Annotated in this window: 21 protein-coding genes; 14 read left to right on the top strand and 7 right to left on the bottom strand. The window is 74.3% G+C overall.

Annotation, left to right across the window (positions count from 1 at the left end; genetic code table 11):
* The first annotated feature begins 67 nt into the window (after positions 1 to 67).
* From ACYVGT_RS23060 to rpmF, 7 genes are all read left to right on the top strand, one after another.
* Positions 68 to 1165, top strand: coding sequence for a GTP-binding protein (locus tag ACYVGT_RS23060; RefSeq protein WP_460862142.1), 1098 nt, complete (start codon positions 68 to 70; stop codon positions 1163 to 1165).
* 1 nt (position 1166) lies between these two features.
* The gene (rpsR, locus tag ACYVGT_RS23065; protein ID WP_460862146.1) at positions 1167 to 1403 is read left to right on the top strand and encodes a 30S ribosomal protein S18; all 237 of its coding nucleotides are present in this window, start codon (positions 1167 to 1169) and stop codon (positions 1401 to 1403) included.
* A 41-nt stretch (positions 1404 to 1444) separates the two neighbouring features.
* Positions 1445 to 1681 carry a 50S ribosomal protein L28 gene (rpmB, locus tag ACYVGT_RS23070; RefSeq protein WP_460862148.1) on the top strand — a complete coding sequence of 79 codons (237 nt, stop codon included), beginning with the start codon at positions 1445 to 1447 and terminating at the stop codon, positions 1679 to 1681.
* A gap of 9 nt (positions 1682 to 1690) precedes the next feature.
* Complete coding sequence (gene rpsN, locus ACYVGT_RS23075) at positions 1691 to 1996, top strand: 30S ribosomal protein S14 (protein ID WP_460862151.1); 306 nt, start codon at positions 1691 to 1693, stop codon at positions 1994 to 1996.
* Positions 1997 to 2063: 67 nt separating this feature from the next.
* A complete protein-coding gene (gene rpmG / locus ACYVGT_RS23080; RefSeq protein WP_460862155.1) occupies positions 2064 to 2228 on the top strand; it encodes a 50S ribosomal protein L33 in 165 nt (54 codons plus the stop codon).
* A gap of 44 nt (positions 2229 to 2272) precedes the next feature.
* Complete coding sequence (locus tag ACYVGT_RS23085; RefSeq protein ID WP_460862159.1) at positions 2273 to 2518, top strand: type B 50S ribosomal protein L31; 246 nt, start codon at positions 2273 to 2275, stop codon at positions 2516 to 2518.
* A 20-nt stretch (positions 2519 to 2538) separates the two neighbouring features.
* The gene (gene rpmF, locus ACYVGT_RS23090; RefSeq protein WP_460862162.1) at positions 2539 to 2709 is read left to right on the top strand and encodes a 50S ribosomal protein L32; all 171 of its coding nucleotides are present in this window, start codon (positions 2539 to 2541) and stop codon (positions 2707 to 2709) included.
* Between the two features lie 194 nt (positions 2710 to 2903).
* Here the strand turns inward: rpmF and ACYVGT_RS23095 are convergent, their stop codons facing one another.
* On the bottom strand, positions 2904 to 3518 hold the full coding sequence (locus tag ACYVGT_RS23095) for a TetR/AcrR family transcriptional regulator (RefSeq protein ID WP_460862166.1): 615 nt from the start codon (positions 3516 to 3518) through the stop codon (positions 2904 to 2906).
* 213 nt (positions 3519 to 3731) lie between these two features.
* On the opposite strand from ACYVGT_RS23095, the gene ACYVGT_RS23100 reads away from it, so the two are divergent.
* Together ACYVGT_RS23100 and ACYVGT_RS23105 are read left to right on the top strand one after the other, a co-directional pair.
* Complete coding sequence (locus ACYVGT_RS23100) at positions 3732 to 4820, top strand: Zn-dependent alcohol dehydrogenase (protein WP_460862170.1); 1089 nt, start codon at positions 3732 to 3734, stop codon at positions 4818 to 4820.
* A gap of 155 nt (positions 4821 to 4975) precedes the next feature.
* Positions 4976 to 6712, top strand: a complete 1737-nt coding sequence (locus ACYVGT_RS23105; RefSeq protein WP_460862171.1) for a class I adenylate-forming enzyme family protein — start codon at positions 4976 to 4978, stop codon at positions 6710 to 6712.
* Between the two features lie 46 nt (positions 6713 to 6758).
* On the opposite strand, the gene ACYVGT_RS23110 is transcribed toward ACYVGT_RS23105, so the two are convergent.
* The gene (locus tag ACYVGT_RS23110; RefSeq protein WP_460862174.1) at positions 6759 to 7574 is read right to left on the bottom strand and encodes an ABC transporter ATP-binding protein; all 816 of its coding nucleotides are present in this window, start codon (positions 7572 to 7574) and stop codon (positions 6759 to 6761) included.
* Positions 7561 to 8490, bottom strand: a complete 930-nt coding sequence (locus tag ACYVGT_RS23115; protein WP_460862176.1) for an ABC transporter permease — start codon at positions 8488 to 8490, stop codon at positions 7561 to 7563. The genes ACYVGT_RS23110 and ACYVGT_RS23115 overlap by 14 nt, the downstream gene beginning before the upstream one ends.
* A 154-nt stretch (positions 8491 to 8644) precedes the next feature.
* Here ACYVGT_RS23115 and ACYVGT_RS23120 point away from each other — a divergent pair, with 154 nt between their 5' ends.
* Positions 8645 to 9334 (top strand): TetR/AcrR family transcriptional regulator, encoded by a 690-nt coding sequence (locus ACYVGT_RS23120; protein WP_460862178.1) that lies wholly within the window; start codon positions 8645 to 8647, stop codon positions 9332 to 9334.
* Positions 9335 to 9397: 63 nt separating this feature from the next.
* Complete coding sequence (locus ACYVGT_RS23125; protein WP_460862181.1) at positions 9398 to 9985, top strand: hypothetical protein; 588 nt, start codon at positions 9398 to 9400, stop codon at positions 9983 to 9985.
* 97 nt (positions 9986 to 10082) lie between these two features.
* Here the strand turns inward: ACYVGT_RS23125 and ACYVGT_RS23130 are convergent, their stop codons facing one another.
* From ACYVGT_RS23130 to ACYVGT_RS23140, 3 genes are all read right to left on the bottom strand, one after another.
* Positions 10083 to 10922, bottom strand: a complete 840-nt coding sequence (locus ACYVGT_RS23130) for a peptidoglycan recognition protein family protein (RefSeq protein ID WP_460862184.1) — start codon at positions 10920 to 10922, stop codon at positions 10083 to 10085.
* A gap of 315 nt (positions 10923 to 11237) precedes the next feature.
* Positions 11238 to 11609: an STAS domain-containing protein gene (locus ACYVGT_RS23135; RefSeq protein ID WP_460862187.1), complete on the bottom strand. Its 372-nt coding sequence runs from the start codon at positions 11607 to 11609 to the stop codon at positions 11238 to 11240.
* Between the two features lie 224 nt (positions 11610 to 11833).
* Positions 11834 to 12841 (bottom strand): methyltransferase, encoded by a 1008-nt coding sequence (locus ACYVGT_RS23140; RefSeq protein WP_460862190.1) that lies wholly within the window; start codon positions 12839 to 12841, stop codon positions 11834 to 11836.
* Positions 12842 to 13154: 313 nt separating this feature from the next.
* On the opposite strand from ACYVGT_RS23140, the gene ACYVGT_RS23145 reads away from it, so the two are divergent.
* Together ACYVGT_RS23145 and ACYVGT_RS23150 are read left to right on the top strand one after the other, a co-directional pair.
* Positions 13155 to 13298, top strand: a complete 144-nt coding sequence (locus ACYVGT_RS23145) for a GPGG-motif small membrane protein (RefSeq protein WP_460862192.1) — start codon at positions 13155 to 13157, stop codon at positions 13296 to 13298.
* A 319-nt stretch (positions 13299 to 13617) separates the two neighbouring features.
* The gene (locus ACYVGT_RS23150; RefSeq protein ID WP_460862194.1) at positions 13618 to 14274 is read left to right on the top strand and encodes an alpha-ketoglutarate-dependent dioxygenase AlkB family protein; all 657 of its coding nucleotides are present in this window, start codon (positions 13618 to 13620) and stop codon (positions 14272 to 14274) included.
* A 39-nt stretch (positions 14275 to 14313) separates the two neighbouring features.
* Here ACYVGT_RS23150 and ACYVGT_RS23155 read toward each other — a convergent pair whose 3' ends face one another.
* On the bottom strand, positions 14314 to 16110 hold the full coding sequence (locus ACYVGT_RS23155) for a hypothetical protein (protein ID WP_460862197.1): 1797 nt from the start codon (positions 16108 to 16110) through the stop codon (positions 14314 to 14316).
* Positions 16111 to 16245: 135 nt separating this feature from the next.
* Here ACYVGT_RS23155 and ACYVGT_RS23160 point away from each other — a divergent pair, with 135 nt between their 5' ends.
* Positions 16246 to 16488 (top strand): hypothetical protein, encoded by a 243-nt coding sequence (locus ACYVGT_RS23160; RefSeq protein ID WP_460862199.1) that lies wholly within the window; start codon positions 16246 to 16248, stop codon positions 16486 to 16488.
* The last annotated feature ends 110 nt before the right edge of the window (positions 16489 to 16598 follow it).

Raw genomic sequence — 16598 nt, forward strand, 5'->3', positions numbered from 1 at the left:
GTGCGTTGGGGGCCGGGAACGGGCTACTCTGATGAAAACGGTTTTCATTTTCAGAGAGGAGTCCGCAATGCGCATCGTCCTCGTCGCCGGCCTGCACCGGGCCGCGCGGCGCGAGGCCGTGGAGGCGCTCCTCGCGTCGGCCCCCGGCGCGATCGCGGTCCACCACGACCTGTCCGGCATCGGCCGCGGGAACGTACTGAGGATCGTCCGGGACCGCACCGGCGACCGCTCGCGCGAGCAGGTGCAGCTCGACCACGCCTGCGCCTCGTGCACCCTGCGCGAAGACCTCATCCCGTTCCTCCTCGGCGCGGCCGCCCGCGGCGAGGAGCTGTGCGTCGTCGAGGCGTGGGACAGCGTCGAGCCCCGGCTGGTCGCGGAGAGCATCGCCGCCGAGGACCGGCTGCACCTCGCCGCGGTGGCGGCGGCCGTCGACCCCGGCCGGCTCACCGCGGACCTCGGGGGCGACGACGACCTGCGGGACCGGGGCCTGGACATCGCCGCCGACGACACCCGCACCGCGGCCGAGGTCCTCACCCGCCAGGTGGAGTACGCCGGCACGCTCTTCCTGCGGGACAGCGCCGCCGCACCCACCCGGGCGCTGCTGGCCCAGCTCAATCCGGAGGCCGCCACCGCCGCGACCGGCCCCGGCATCGGCGCCTGCGCGCAGGGCGCGTTCGACACCGGTGCCGCGCACGCCCGCACCAACCCCGCCTGGGCCCGCTACCGCGGCCGCGCGGCGGAGCACGGGGTGAGCACCGTGGTCTGGACGCGCACGCGGCCGCTGCACCCGGAGCGGTTCTCCGACGCCCTGGAGGGGATCGTCGGAGCGACACTTCGGGGCCGGGGCCGCTTCTGGCTCGCGAGCCAGCCCGACAGCCTGCTCGTCTGGGAGTCGCACCGGGACCTGCTCTTCGTGGAGAGCGGCGGCCCCTGGCTCGCGTCGCTCCCGCAGGCGGCGATGGACCTGGTCGCCCCCGCCCGCCGCGCTGCGGCGCTGCAGGACTGGGACCCGGCCACCGGCGACCGCCGGCAGCACCTGGCCTTCACCGGCACCGGCCTGGACGCCGACCGCCTGGTCCGCGTGCTCGACTTCTGCCTGATCGGCGACGCCGAGTCCGCCGACGGCTTCCGCTGCGACCCGTTCGCCGAATTCTCGGAGAGGTGACATGCGCGACCGCGCACCGAACCGCGCCGCCCGCGCCGCCAACCCGCTGGGCGACGCCGACCGCGTCGACTACAAGGACACCGCGCTGCTGCGGAGGTTCCTCTCGGACAAGGGCAAGATCCGCAGCCGCCGCGTCACGCACGTGACCGCACGGCAGCAGCGGCTCATCGCGGCCGCGGTCGCCAACGCCCGCGAGATGGCCCTGCTCCCCTACCCGTCCGCGCCGGTGAAGAAGTGAACCCGCACCGCAGCACCCGACCACGCCGAGGAGAACCGCCCGTGTCCCGCATCTGCCAGGTGACCGGAAAGGCGCCCGCCTCCGGAAACTCCGTCTCGCACTCCCATCGGCGCACCAAGCGCCGGTTCGCCCCCAACATCCAGCGCAAGCGCTACTGGCTGCCGAGCGAGCAGCGCTTCGTCCGGCTCCGGATCAGCGCGAAAGGCATGAAGACCGTCGACGTCCGCGGCATCGAGCGCACCGTCGCCGACATCCGCGCCCGCGGCGGAAAGGTCTGAGAGGCAGCCATGGCCAAGAAGAGCACGATCGCCCGCAACGAGCGGCGGAAGCAGATCGCGGCCCGCTACGCCGAGCGGCGTGCGGAGCTGAAGCGGATCATCGCGCATCCGCAGACCACCGGCGCCGTGCGCGCAGCAGCCGTCGGGGAGCTGCAGCGCCAGCCCCGCGACGCGAGCCGCACCCGGATCCGCAACCGCGACGCCGTCGACGGGCGCCCCCGCGGCCACCTGCGGAAGTTCGGGCTCTCCCGGATCCGCTTCCGCGAGATGGCCCACCGCGGCGAACTGCCCGGAGTCGCCAAGTCCAGCTGGTAGCAGCAGCCGGAAGCGCCGGAGCGCGGCGCCCGCCCCAGCAGGAACACGAGCAGGAAGGAGCACGCCCATGGCGCGCAGCGAAGCCCGCCCCATCATCAAGCTGAGGTCCACGGCCGGCACCGGGACGACGTATGTGACCCGCAAGAACCGCCGGAACACGCCCGACCGCCTGGTGCTGCGGAAATACGACCCGAAGATCCGACGGCACGTCGAGTTCCGCGAGGACCGCTGAGCCGGGCCTGACCGCGAACAAAGAGCAGAGAGCAGAGAGCACCCATGAGAAAGGGCATCCACCCCGCCTACCGGCCGGTGGTCTTCCGCGACCGCGCCGCCGACTACGCGTTCCTGACCCGGTCCACCCTGGACTCCGCGGAGACCATCACCTGGGAGGACGGCCGGACCTACCCTGTCGTCGACGTCGAGGTCTCCCACAGGAGCCATCCGTTCTTCACCGGCAACGCGCGCGTCGTCGACACCGAGGGCCGCGTCGAGCGCTTCCGCCGCCGCTACGGCCGCACCTAGCAACCCCGAAAGGAGACCCGATGGCCGTCCCCAAGCGCAGGACATCCCGCTCGCGCACGCGCACCCGCCGCTCGCAGTGGAAGGCCGACCGCCCCGCCCTCACCACCGTCCACCTCAACGGCCGCCCCTACCGCGTCCCCCGCGCCCTGACCCGCGCCTACGAACGCGGCCTCCTCCCGCCCCCTTCCTAGTCCCCCTGCCCCCGGCCCCGGCGGACTCGATCCGCCGGGGCCGGCCTCCGCCGCAGAGCGCTGAGAGACGGAGCGGAGCAGGAGAAACGGCGGCCCTGAACGCAATTCGGCGCGGAACGCCGGCTGCCTGGGCGGAGGGGACGGGCGGGCGCGGAGGCCGGATCGGGGCGCGGGTGGCGCCGCCGGGCGCTGCGTCAGCCGTCGGTGCTGGCGCGGGCGGCGCTGCCGGCGAGGGCGATGACCCGGCGGGTGAGGGTCTCCGGGGTCTCCTCGGGGTGGGCGAGGAGCCAGTCGGTGAGGGCGTCGGCGGCGCCGGCGGCGATGTGGGCAAGGATCTGGGCGTCGGTTTCGGAGATGAGGCGGCCGCGGGGGGTGGCGGTGCCGGACACGAAGAGGGCGGTGACCTCTTCCATGACGCGGCAGCGGGCCTGGAAGACCTCGGTGGAGAACCGCTCGCCCTGGGTTCGGGCCTGCTGGTAGAGGACGATCCAGCTCTCCCTGTTGTCCGCGACGAACTGGAAGAACGCCTGCAGTCCGGCCCAGATGCGCTGCTGCGGGTCGGCGGCCGCGTCGACGGCGCCGCGCACGCTCTCCACCACCCGGTCGGCCTCGCGGCGGATGCAGGCGGTGAAGACGCCCTCCTTGGAGCCCAGGTAGATGTAGACCATCGGCTTGGAGATCCCGGCGGCCTCGGCGATCTCCTCCACGCTGGCAGAGTGGTAGCCGCGCTGGGAGAACACCCGGATGGCGGCGTCGATCATCTGCTGCTCGCGGACCTCGCGCGGCAGTCTCCGCTGCTTCGTGCTCACGGCGCGACCCTATCGACCCCGCGCCCGCCGGGGGCGGCCGGCCGCGGCCCGCGGTACGGGCGCACGGTGCGCGGGGTTCCGGCGGACCGGATCGGACGATGATCACCGAACCCTGGTTGACCGACCGGTTGGTCTTGTAAGATCCCTCACACCCTGGACCGGCCGCGGTCCCCCGGCCGCGACGGTCCACCGCCCTTCGCGCTGGAGTGATCGATGACCACTACTGTCCGGGCCGCCCTGTTCTCCGAGACCGGCGCCGCGCCGCGGGTCGCACCGGTCGTCCTCCCCGATCCCGGACCGGGCCAGGTCCTGGTCCGCCTCGCGGCCGCCGGGGTCTGCCACTCCGACCTGTCGCTGTCCAACGGCACGATCCCGCACGCCTTCCCCGCGGTCCTGGGCCACGAGGGCGCCGGCACCGTCGAGGCGGTCGGCTCCGGCGTGCAGTCCTACGCACCGGGCGACCGGGTGGTCCTCAACTGGGCGCCGCCGTGCCGCTCCTGCTGGTTCTGCGAGCAGGGGGAGCCCTACCTCTGCGAGCACAGCCAGGACGGCGCGGCCACCCCCTACGGCACGCTGGAGGACGGCACCCCGGTCTTCCCGGGCCTGGGCACCGGCGCGTTCGCCGAGGCCACCGTGGTGCCGGAGAAGGCGCTGGTGCCGCTGCCGGACGGCGTCGACCCGGCCGCCGCGGCGCTGCTGGGCTGCGCCGTGCTGACCGGGTGGGGTGCGGTCACCAACTCGGCCGGGGTCCGGCCGGGCCAGTCCGCAGCCGTCCTGGGCCTGGGCGGGGTGGGGCTGTCGGTACTGCAGGCCGCCCAGCTGGCCGGCGCCGACCCGCTCATCGCCATCGACGCCTCCCCCGCCAAGGAGCAGCTGGCGCTGGGCCTGGGCGCCACGCACTTCGCTGCCGGGGACGGCGCGACCGACCGGGTCCGCGCGCTCACCGGCGGCCGCGGCGCCGACCACGTCTTCGAGGTGGTCGGCTCCGGTCCGACGATCCGCACCGCGTGGTCGATGGCAAGGCGCGGCGGCACCGCCACCGTGGTCGGCGTCGGTTCGGCGGCGGACAGCGTCGCGTTCAACCCGCTGGAGCTGTTCTTCCTGGCCAAGACGCTGCGCGGGTGCGTCTACGGCTCGACCGATCCGCTGCGCGACATCCCCGTGCTGGCCGAGCACGTGCGCGCCGGCGAGATCGACCTGGACGCGATGGTCACCGACCGGATCGACCTGGACGGAGTGCCCGAGGCATTCGACCGGATGCGCGCGGGCAAGGGCGGCCGCTCGCTCATCCGGTTCGACTAGCAGTCCCCTCGCGCGGGCGCCGGAGCGGACGGCGCGCGGGCGCCCGGCGGCCCGGCGGCGGCCCCTCCGCCGCTCGCCCCCTCCGCCTGCCTGCCGCTCTGCGCCCGCGCCCAGCAGCCTTCCCCACCCCACCGCCGACCCCCCGGGGAGTGCGCATGTCCGAGACGCCCATCGACCGCCCGGTGCGCCCGATCGCCACCGTCAACGCCCAGCTGCTCTACAGCGGCAGCCCCTACGAGATGGAGATCGCCGACATCGGCGGCGTGCCCACCCGCGTCTGGAAGCACGCCGACCGGTCCCTGCGCGTGTCGCTGGAGGGCGTGCGGCGCTACGGCGACACGGCCGCCCTCGTCTACGGCGACGAGCGGCTCACCCACGCCGAGCTCTACCGCCACGCCGCGACGCTGGCGCACCGCTTCCTCGACACCTACGGGCTGTCTGCCGGCGACCGGGTCGCCCTGGCGCTGCGCAACTACCCCGAATGGGTGGTGGCCTACTACGCGGCGGCCTCGGTCGGGCTGGTCCTGGTGCCGCTCAACGCGTGGTGGACCGGGCCCGAGCTGGAGTACGGCCTGACCGACAGCGGGGCGACGGTGCTGGTGGCCGACCGGGAGCGGATCGACCGGCTCGCGGAGTGCGGCGCGCTGGAGCGGACCGGGGTGCGGCTCATCGCGGTGCGCACCGAAGGCGGGCTTCCGGAGACCGCGCGCACCTGGTCCGGCGTGCTCGGGGAGGTGAGCGGCAGCGCGGAGCTGCCGCCCGCCGATCCGCAGCCGGACGATCCCGCGCACATCTTCTACACCTCGGGCACCACCGGACGGCCCAAGGGCGCGGTGGGCTCGCACCGCAACATCATCTCCAACCAGATCTCCGGCGACTTCGGCCGGATGCGCTCGCTGATGCGGATGGGCCTGGACGCACCGGACGCGCAGGCGTTCGTGGACGCGGTGTCCGCACCGGTCATCCTGTGCACAGTTCCGCTGTTCCACGCGACCGGGGCGCAGTCGGTCATGCACCCCTGCATGGCGCGCGGCGGGACGCTGGTGCTGATGTACAAGTGGGACCCGGACGAGGCGCTGCGGCTGATCGAGCGGGAGCGGGTGGCCGCCGTGACGGCGGTGCCGGCGATGATCTCGCAGATGCTGTCCTCGCCCAAGCTCGACTCCTACGACCTCACCAGCCTGACGGTGCTCTCCAGCGGCGGCGCGCCCGCGGCGCCCGCGCTGGTCGCCCGCGCCCGGGCCGGCCTGCACGACCTGATGCTGGGCCAGGGCTACGGGCTGACCGAGTCCTCAGCGATCGCCACGGTCAACGGGGGCGCGGACTACCTGCTGCGGCCGGACAGCGCCGGGCTCCCGGTGGCTGCGGTCGACGTGCGCGTGGTCGGCCCGGACGGCGCCGAGCTGCCGCCGGGCGAGGTGGGCGAGGTGCACCTGCGCGGGCCGGGCATCGTGCACGGCTACTGGGGCAAGCCGGAGGCCACCGCGGAGGCGTTCACCGGCGGCTGGCTGCGCACCGGCGACCTCGGGCGGCTGGACGGGGAGGGGTTCCTCTACATCGTCGACCGCGCCAAGGACATGATCATCCGCGGCGGCGAGAACGTGTACTGCGCCGAGGTGGAGGCAGCGATCCACGAGCACCCGTCGGTGGGCGAGGTGGCGGTGGTCGGCGTGCCGCACACCGTCTACGGAGAGGAGGTCGGCGCCGTGGTCCGGCTCATCCCGGGGACGGCGCTGGACGAGCCCGAGCTGCGCGCGTTCCTGGAGCCCGTGCTGGCTGCGTTCAAGATCCCCGCGCACATCCGCATCGTCGCCGAGGACCTGCCGCGCAACGCTGCGGGCAAGCTCCTGAAGAAGCGCGTCAAGGACGCGCACGGCTGGAGCGGGAGCTGAGGCACGGCGCCGGGCCTGCGGGCGGGGCGCCCGCCCGCAGGCCCGGTCAGTCGTCGGCCTCGTAGGCGTCGACGACCTCGGCGGCGGGGCCGTCGGCGACGACGCGGCCGCGCTCCATCCAGATGGCGCGGTCGCAGGTGTCGCGGATCGTCTTGTTGGAGTGGCTGACCAGGAAGACGGTGCCCGCGCGCTCACGCAGCTCCTGGATGCGCTGCTCGGAGCGCTTGCGGAAGGACCGGTCGCCGGTGGCGAGCGCCTCGTCGATGAGCAGCACGTCGTGGTCGCGGGCCGCCGCGATGGCGAACCGCAGCCGCGCCGCCATACCCGAGGAGTAGGTGCGCATCGGCAGCGAGATGAAGTCGCCCTTGTCGTTGATGCCGGAGAAGTCGACGATGTCGTCGTAGCGCTCGCGCACCTCGGCCGGCGTCATGCCCATGGCCAGGCAGCCCAGCACGACGTTGCGCTCGCCGGACAGGTCGTTCATCAGCGCCGCGTTGACGCCGAGCAGGGAGGGCCGGCCGTCGGTGTAGACGTGGCCGCGCTCGGCCGGCAGCAGCCCGGCGACCGCCCGCAGCAGGGTCGACTTGCCCGAGCCGTTGGAGCCGATGAGGCCGATCGCCTCGCCGCGGTAGGCGGTGAAGCCGACGCCGCGCACGGCGTGCACCTCGCGCGCGCCGCCGCCGCGGCCCGCCATCGCGCGCAGCAGCGCGGCCGGTCCGCCGCCGGACCGGCCGGCGGCGCCGCGCACCCGGTAGACGACGTGCAGCCCGTCGACGATCACGGTGGGCGGCGCGTCCTGCTCCGCCGCGCGGTCCGGTGCGGCCGCGCCGGCGGCGGTGGTCGGGGTGTCAGTCGCGGCCATAGCTCTCCTCCGCGCGCCAGAAGTAGATGAATCCGCCTACGCACAGCAGCAGCGCCCAGCCGGCGGCGACGCCCCAGGCGAACGGCGGGAGGTCGGTGAAGCTGTCGATGAGCGCCGCGCGGACCAGGTTGATGTAGACCGCCGCGGGCTGGAGCTCCAGGGCCAGCCGGACGGCGTCGGGTGCGTGCGCGGCCATCACGGAGATGCTGTACATGACGCCCGAGGCGTAGAGCCAGGTGCGCAGCACGAACGGCATGAGCTGGGCGAGGTCGGTGATCTTGGCGCCGAGCCGGGCGAAGACCAGGGCCAGCCCGATGTTGAACAGCGACTGCAGCAGCAGCGCGGGCACCGCGAGCAGCCAGGACCACTGCGGCACCTGTCCGGCCAGCACCACGATCACCAGGAGCACCGACATGGTGACGAGCATCTGCCGCATCTGCACCACCGCCATGGCGATGGGCAGCGCGGCACGGGGGAAGTGCAGGGCGCGGATCAGTCCGGTGTTTCCGGTCATGGCGCGGACCCCGGCGAGCACGGTGGCCTGGGTGAAGGTGAACACGAAGACGCCGGTGACGAGGAAGGGGATGAAGTCGTCGACGCCGCGGTCGGTCTGCAGCAGCAGGCCGAAGATGAGGTAGTAGACCGCGGCGTTGAGCAGCGGCGTGCCCACCTCCCACAGCCGGCCGAGGTTGGTGCGGCTGTACTTGGCGGCGGCGCGGGCGCGGGCGAAGGCGTCGATGAAGTACCGGTGCCGCCACACGTCGGCGAGGTAGCGGAGCAGGCCGGGCCGCGCGCCGCCGACGACGAGGCCGTGCCGCTCGGCGAGCGCGGCCGCGCCGGGCACCCGGTCCGCGCCCTCCGCCTCCGCGGCGCCCTCCCCGCCCGCGGCTGCGGTGGCGGTCGGCAGTGTGCTCACGCTCGGCTCCCTTCCGGCACCGCGCCGCCCGCGGCGCCTTCGGCGGCCCGCCGACCAACGTCGGGACGGTTGCGTATCGTCGTGACGACGATAGGGCGGCAAAGGACGGAACGCAACCGTTTCGTCGCTACGCAACTCCGCTAGAATTCCGTTCATGTCCGAACCCGCGAACTCCGCCCCGCGGCGCGCTCCGCGCACGCCCGCCGGAGCGGCCGTGCTGCAGGCGGACGTCACCCGCGCCATCCGCGGCGCCGTCTTCGCCGAGCTCGCCGCCGGCGGGTACGGCCGGCTGTCCATCGAGGCGGTGGCCAAGCGCGCCAAGGTCGGCAAGACCGCGGTCTACCGGCGGTGGCGCTCCAAGCTGGAGATGGTCATCGAGGTGGTGTCCTCGGCCGCCCGGGACGTCACCCCGGTGCCGGACACCGGGTCGCTGCTGGGCGATGTCCGCGACCTCATCGACGGCGCCGCGCACGGGCTGCGCCACCCGCTGGCCCGGCAGATCATCCCCGACCTGCTCGCTGAGGCCGCGCGCAGCCCGGAGATCGCCGCCACCCTGGAGGAGGCGCTGCGCGGCACCCAGCGCGGCATCGGCGCGGTGGTGCTGCGCAACGCGGCGGCCCGCGGCGAGCTGCCCGCCGGAACCGACCCCGAACTGGCGCTGGACGTGATCCTCGGCCCGGTCTACTGGCGGCTGACGGTGACCCGCGGCGAGCTCAGCGAGGCCAGCGCCGACCTGCTCGCGCGCGGCGCGGTGGCGGCCCTCGCCCAGGCACGTTCCGGACCCGGCGCCGGCAAGGGGCCCGAAGTCGGCGAATCCCCGGCGAACGGCCCGGATCGGGTCTAGGGTGGCAAGCGGTCGGCGCCTGCCCCGGCGCGGACGGCACCCGGCGCGGAAGGGCGGAGCGCGATGCTGCAGCGGGAACGCGGGCGGGCCCGGCGGGCCATCCTGGCCGCGGCCGGCGACTACGCGGCCGCACTGGAGTCGTTCGACATCGGCGAGACCGTGATGGGCACCTGGCGCCAGCACCCCTTCGACACCGACCCCGGCGAGCGCGCTTCGGTGCCGCCGCAGCAGGCGGGCGCCGCACTGCGCCAGGTCACCGGCGCGCTGGGCCGGATGGAGGACATCCTGGACGGCATCGACGAGGTCGCGGTCACCCCCCGGATGGCCGAGGAGCTGCTCTCCATCAGCGGCGGCAGCCCCGAGGAGTTCGCCGACGAACTGGTCAACGCGGTCGGCGAGCGGCGGCTGCGGCACACCGAGTCGCTCGGCTACACCGACGAGGTCGCCGCGTTCCTCCGCCAGGGCTCGCTCTGCGCCGACACCCGGCGCGACCGGTTCGGCTACCTGGTGGTCGACGTCGGCCGGGAGGCGCCCGAGGCCGGCCTGGCCTACCTCGTCTACGACTCGCTGCGCCTGTACCACACGCTCAACGGCGCGCGCTTCCACGACGTCGCCAAGCTCTACCGCGACGCCGGCCGCAACGACCTCTGAGCGCCCGGGCGCCCGCACCGGCCCGGACTGCCCCGGGGCGCGGTGCCCCCGGAGCAGCCCGGGGCGGAGTCCGAACGGGGAGGACTCCGCGGCCAGGTCAGCCCTCGTCGGCGTTGGGGTCCTCTCCGCCCAGCGCCGGGCCGTGGTCGAAGCGCTCCCGCTCGGCGGCGGGGACGTCCGGGAACGGCGGCCGCTGGGACGCGGGCAGCTGCTTGCCGACCAGGCGCTGCTGCCCGGCGTCGGCGAGCGCCGCACCGACCGAGTCGCGCAGCTGCGGCAGCATCGAGTAGAGCACGTCGCCGGGGCAGGCCGTCGCGTTGAGGTCGCGGTGCCCGACAATGGCCGACGTGGGGCGGCCGTAGACCGAGCAGAGCCACGCGACGGTCTCCACCAGCGAGTCCCACAGCGCCGAGGTGGGCTCCGCGCTCGTGTAGGTGCCTTCGTTCTCGATGCCGACGGCGACCGAGTTGTAGTCGGCGACGTGCGCGCCGACGACGTGGTCGCCGGCGTTGACGGCCGGCAGGGTCGAGTTGCGGCCCTCCATCACGTAGCCGCCGCGGCTGATGGTGAGCTGCTGCCCGGTGTCGGCCCATCCGTTGGAGTCCATGTGGAAGCTCTGGATCGACCGGGACAGCGCGTGCGCGGCCGCCTCGGAGTAGTCGGTGCCGTTGGGGGTGGCCGTGTGGTGCACGACGATGTAGGTCGGCGCCTGTGCGAGCACCTGGGCCGGGCTGGTGGGCTGGCGCGCGCCCCATGCGGCGCGGGTGGCCACCGAGGGGGCGGCCGCCGCGGCATCGGCCGAGGCCGTTCCGGCGCTGGCGGCCGCGGCGGCGGTCCCGCCGAGCAGGGCGCCGCCGGCGAGCATCGCGCCGCCGCCGAACAGCCCGCGGCGGGATACACCGTCGCCGGACGCGTGCCAGGATCTGATCGGACTCATCGGGTCATCACTCTCACTCTCCGTGTCCGCCCGGTGCGAACGTCACTGATCGAAGCACGCGCCCGATCGGCGGAGAAAGGGGCGGGCCCGCCCCGCGGCCCGGCCACTACCGGCCGGTAAGGGGCCCTTGACCCGCCTCACTGCAGATCAGCGGATCCACTCGGGGCGGCCTGTTCCTCCCCTGCCGCGGCTGCCGCGGTGCGCCCCCGCTCCCCCGCTGCCGCCCGGGACGGACCGGGACGGACCCGGTGCGGGCGGCGCCCGCTGCACCGCCCCCGGCGGATGCGCGCGGGGACTCGGCCCGCCGGCGCCGGCTCAGAGGTCGACCGAGCCGTCCCCGGGCGCCACCCGCCCGTCGCCGGCGGTGTGGGCGAGGGCCATCTCGACGATGGGGTAGATGTCGAGGAACTCCCCGATGCGCAGGGCGTCCAGCGTGCGGCGGGCGGCGGCGGAGGGCTCGGCGAGGACGAGGTGGCGCCCGCCGGCGGTGACGGCGCGGTAGGCGGCGAGGAGGCCGCGGACGGCGCTGGCGTCGAAGAAGTCCACTCGGGACAGGTCGACGACGACGCAGCCGCGGCGGAACCGGGCCGCCGCGAGGATCCGGTCGCGCATGGCGTCGGCCGTGGCGATGTCGATCTCGCCGGCGATCTGCACGATCGCCGGACCGCCGCATCGGAAGCGTTCCATGGCTCCTCCGTGCACGCCCTGCCGCCTCTCTCCACAACTGCGCGTTATCCCGCGATCACCCCCGTGCCGGAAATCGTATCGTCCGGCGGGGCCCGTGGGGGAGTTCTCCGGGATTCGGTGCGGATCGACCGATGTGGACGCTGTCGCCCGCTGTGTATGCACTGGCGCACCAGGCGCACCAGTGGAGCGGCGGCCGCGGGCGCGGCCGCCGGCGTCGCGCCCGGTCACAGCGGCGCCGCCGCCAGGAGCGACACCTCGAGCGGAAGTTCCGCCGTGCTGGCGATGGTCAGCCCCGCCGTGCGGAGCAGCGTCTCGTACTCGGCGGTGGTGCGCTCCGCCCCGCCGGTCATCACCATCATGTGCAGGTCGTAGGCGACCGACAGCCACGGGTGGCGGCCGTCGGGCAGGACCCGCTCCGCGATGAGCACCCGGCCGGGCATGCCCTGCCGGGCCGCGCTGCAGTTCTCCAGGATCCGCCCGGCCTCGGCGTCCTCCCAGTTGTGCAGGACGCGGCTGAGGATGTGCACGTCCCCGGCGGGGACGCCCTCCAGGAAGTCGCCCTCCTCCAGGGTGCAGCGGCCCTCCGCGATGTAGGGCAGCAGCCGCTCGCGGGCGTGCTCCATCGCCTGCGGCCGGTCGAGCAGGACGCCGATGACGTGCTCGTTGCGCTCGAGGACCGCCTCGAGGACGACGCCGTCACCGCCGCCGACGTCGACGACGCGGGAGGCGCCGGAGAAGTCGTGGGCCTCGGCCAGAGCCGCGGCGAAGTTGCCGCCGGCCCGCATGCCGGCCGAGAAGCTGCGCGCCTCCTCGGGCCGGGAGGCGAGGAAGGTGTAGACGTCCTCGCCGAGGGCGGCGGAGAACGCCTGCCGCCCGGTGCGCAGCTGGCCGACCAGGCCGTCCCAGGCCGCAAGGAAGTGCGGGCTGTCGTAGAGGAGGGCGAGATCGCGCAGCGAGGCCGGATGGTCGGCGGTGAGCAGGGCGCCGGCGGAGGTCAGCGCGAACCGGCCGGAGTCCTCCTCGACGAGGCCGACCGCGGCCAGCATGCGGAGCAGCCGCAGCAGGCCGCCGCGGTGCACGTTGAGCTCGGCGGCGAGCTCGGACGCGGTGCGCGGGCCGTCGGCCAGCCCGTCGGGCACGCCGATCTCGGCCGCGGCGGAGACCGCTTTGGCGATCCACGGCCCGATGAGCAGCCGCAGCAGCTCCCGCTCGTCCCCGTCTCCTGCGGACACGGCGCTCCCTTCCCGATACGGACGTTCGACGATCACTCACCGTATCTTTTTCATCTCGGAAAGCAATCGACGCCCGGGGGTGATCCGGGCCTCGGCGGAGCTCTCCCCGCACCCCGCCCGCGGGCGGAGCGGGGACCGCCGACGGGGCGGCCCCGCGCCCGGCGGGACCGCCGACTCCCGCGGCCGGAAAAGCCCCGAGCGGTCACCGATTATGCCCCGGACACAAAACCGCGACCTGCAAATCCGCACCGCGCGAAGAAATAATCCGGCGGCCGCGGTGTTAATCTCCCGAATCAACGGGCAGCCTGCCGACATGTCACTTCTACTGCTGATTCTCGGAATCGTCCTCCTCGTCGCCGGAGTCGGTGCACTGCTGCGCAAGCAGATGCTGTGGGGCATCGTGCTCATCGTGGTGGGGGTGCTCGTCGCACCCAGCGGCAGCATCTTCGGCCTCTGAACCGCGCCCCTTGCCCCCGATTCCCCGGCGCCGAAACCGGCACCGCACACAACGGTATATACGGCACAGGAATCCGTCCACTGCGGGCCCCCGGGACACCGGGGGCCCGCTATTCTCTTCCGCGTTCGGAAATGCGCGCGGAAAACGGATATCGGCACGCCCGGTCCGTGCCGCCGCGCACGCCGCGCCGGCGGTTCACACGGGGCCGGCCTCCGGCGGAGCGCGGGTGCGCGCCGCGGCGCGTCGCCGGCTCCCGGGACCCTGTGGTGTCATCGCCTCCGGGGCGGCACGCGCGGGGCCGCACCGGAGAGGGGCGGGGATGAGCGGCGACGCGCTGTTCGGCGCCGCGGCGGCGGAGGTTGCGCCGGGCGCGGTCCACGTGCCGGGCTGGCTGGGATCCGGCGCGCAGCGCCGGCTGGTGGCGCAGTGCCGGGAGTGGGCACGCGGCCCGGGCGGCATGGTGCGCCACCGGATGCCGCGCGGCGGCGCGATGAGCGTCCGGATGACCGCGCTCGGCCGGTACTGGAAGCCCTACTCCTACAGCGGCCGGCTGCCCGACGGAACGCCGGTGCCGCCGCTCCCGGGCGTGCTCGCCGACCTGGCCGAGCAGGGGGTCGCCGCCGCCTACGGCGCACCGCGCGCCGCCGGCGCGCCGCCGTTCGACGTCGCCCTGGTCAACTTCTACGACGCCGAAGCGAAGATGGGGATGCACCAGGACCGCGAGGAGCCGGCCGAGCAGCCGGTGGTCTCGCTCAGCCTGGGCGACACGTGCGTGTTCCGGTTCGGCAACACCGAGACCCGCACCCGCCCCTACACCGATGTGGAGCTGCGCAGCGGCGACCTTTTCGTCTTCGGCGGGCCGGCGCGGCGCGCCTACCACGGTGTGCCGCGCACCCGGCCGGGCACCGCGCCCGCGGGGCTGGGCATGGGCCCCGGGCGGCTCAACATCACCATCCGGGCCACCGGCCTGGAGTGAGCGCGGCGGCGCTCTCCCCCGGGCCAGCGGCCCGGGCCGTCACTTCCGCACGAGGTCGCGCACGTTCACGTAGAGCATGACGACGACCACCAGCCCGATCGGCACCAGCACCGCGATCCGCCAGTTGTAGGAGAACGCGGCGATGACGCCGACCACCGCCCCGATGACGATGAGCAGGGCCGCCATCACCGTCAGATAGGAGGTGAACTTGCCGCGCGCGGCGGAGTCGACGGCCGCGAACAGCGCGACCACCCCGGCCATCGCCGGGATCATGTAGGTGCCCTGCAGGAAGATCACCGCACCGAGCGCGATGATCAGCAGCGGCGTGCTCAGCGTGGCCCAGACGCTCAGGAAGCGCGAGTGCCGGTGCGCACCGGAGGTGAACGGCATGTGCGGCGCGCGCAGGTGCTCGGTGGGGCCGAGCCGGACCGGATCGCCGGAGGCGAGCGCGGCCTGGTGGGCCTCCAGCTCGTCGCGGTCGGCGGCGCGCTGCCGGTAGACCTCGGCGAGCTCCTCCTCCCCCTCGGAGATGCGGTCGGCGTACTCCGCGGCGCGGTCCCGGGTGTGCTGCGTGCGGCCGAGCACGGCCCGGGCCGCGGCCAGCCGGCGGAGCCGCTCGCGCCGCTCCTCGACGTCGGCGCCCGCCTCGCCGATGCGCTTCTCCAGCTCCGCCGCATGGGCGCGCAGGTGGTCGCGTGCAGCGGCGTCGTCCGGGGCGACCTTCTGCAGTCCGACCCACTCCAGCGGGTCGGCCCAGGAGCGCCGGACGGTGCCGTCGCGCTCGTAGCGCGGGCCGCTGGGGGCGCGCTCCCCGTCGAAGAAGTCGCGTGTGTCGCGGCCCCACAGGCCGCGGAAGCCGCGGACCCACGGGGTGGCGTCGCCGATGACCACCGGGGTCCAGCTGCGGTCGCCGCCGGGGCCGACGCTGACGCCGTCGCCGCGGGCGTAGTCGACGAAGGGCACGCCGATGCCGTGCCGGCCGTGGCCGGCCGAGTTGGGCAGCAGGCGCGCGGCGATTCCCTGCCACAGCTCCATCACCTTGCGCAGCAGCGACGGGTCGACCTGGATGAGGTAGTCGCCGGGCAGCATCTGGTGCGAGTGCGAGCCGGCGCCGGGGAAGACGACGGGGTGCTCGCCGCGCAGGTGGAGCTGGGGGTCGTCCCAGGACCGGCGGAGGTCGTCGCCGCGGTACTCGTGCGAGGACGCGCCGAGCCACAGCGGCCGCACCCCGCCATCGGGGTCCTCGGCGAGGTAGACGGTGATCTTCTCCCAGTCCGCCTCGTGGTCGTTGACGCCGCCGTAGATGGAGCGCCAGTCGTTCATGGCGTAGAAGAACCAGTACTGCAGCGCGATGTAGCCGCCCTCGCGGATGACCCGGGCGTAGTAGGTCGCTCCGCCGTCGTCGAGCCGGTCGCGGTAGCGGGTGGCGGCCGCGGCGGCCACCCCGCCGGGCACTGCGCCGCGGATCAGCAGCGAGAACTTGACCAGCACGTCGAGCAGCCGGCCCAGCACGCCGACCGCGGCCAGCCGGCCGAGTTTGGGGATCACCGGACGGGTGGAGCGGCGGAACCGCCGCGCCTCGGCCCGCAGCGACGACTCCTGCACGAAGCGCAGGTGCAGGAAGCGGCCGGGCCAGCGCTGCTCCGCCTCGGCCAGCAGGTCGAGGGTGAGCTGGCCGGCCGGGACGACCTCGCGCTCCTGGCCGTCCTCCTCGATCCAGAGGCTGCACGCGGCGACGTAGCGCCCGACGTCGGTCGGGAAGAAGAGCTCGCCGCGGGTGTAGGTGAGCACCGGCTCGAAGCGGCGCAGGAGTTCCAGGTCTGATTCTTCGCTCATGATCGGGTCCGACCCTAGGGCATGTTCGGCGGATCGCCATCCCGCTGCGCCAGCCGCCGGACTCCCCCGCGGATTCCGGGTGCCGCAGGCGGACCGTGCGGGCACGGCCGCTGCGGGCCGCGTAGCGTTGGCGGCATGCACACCGACGGCACCGGTTCCGAGCGCGTCAGCCAGTTGGCGGAGTCCGTGAACGACGAATCCCCGATGAACGCCCTGATGGCGGCGGCCGCCCTGCGCGCGGAGGCGGAGCGGCTGCTCTCGCTGCACGTGCGCCGCGCCCGCGCCGAGGGCGCCACCTGGTCGGAGATCGCGATGGTCCTCGGAATCAGCAAGCAGGCGGTGCACAAGAAGTACGGCGGGCGCAGGCGCGACGCCTGAGACCGGCCCCGCCGCAGGCACCGGCGCGCGCCGGCCGGCCGCCTGCGCGCGGTCCCGCCGGCTACACCCGGGCCAGCGGCCCGGGAAGTCGGAGGCCAAGCGGTCTTAGG

It is taken from the genome of Nocardiopsis coralliicola, assembly GCF_054779695.1.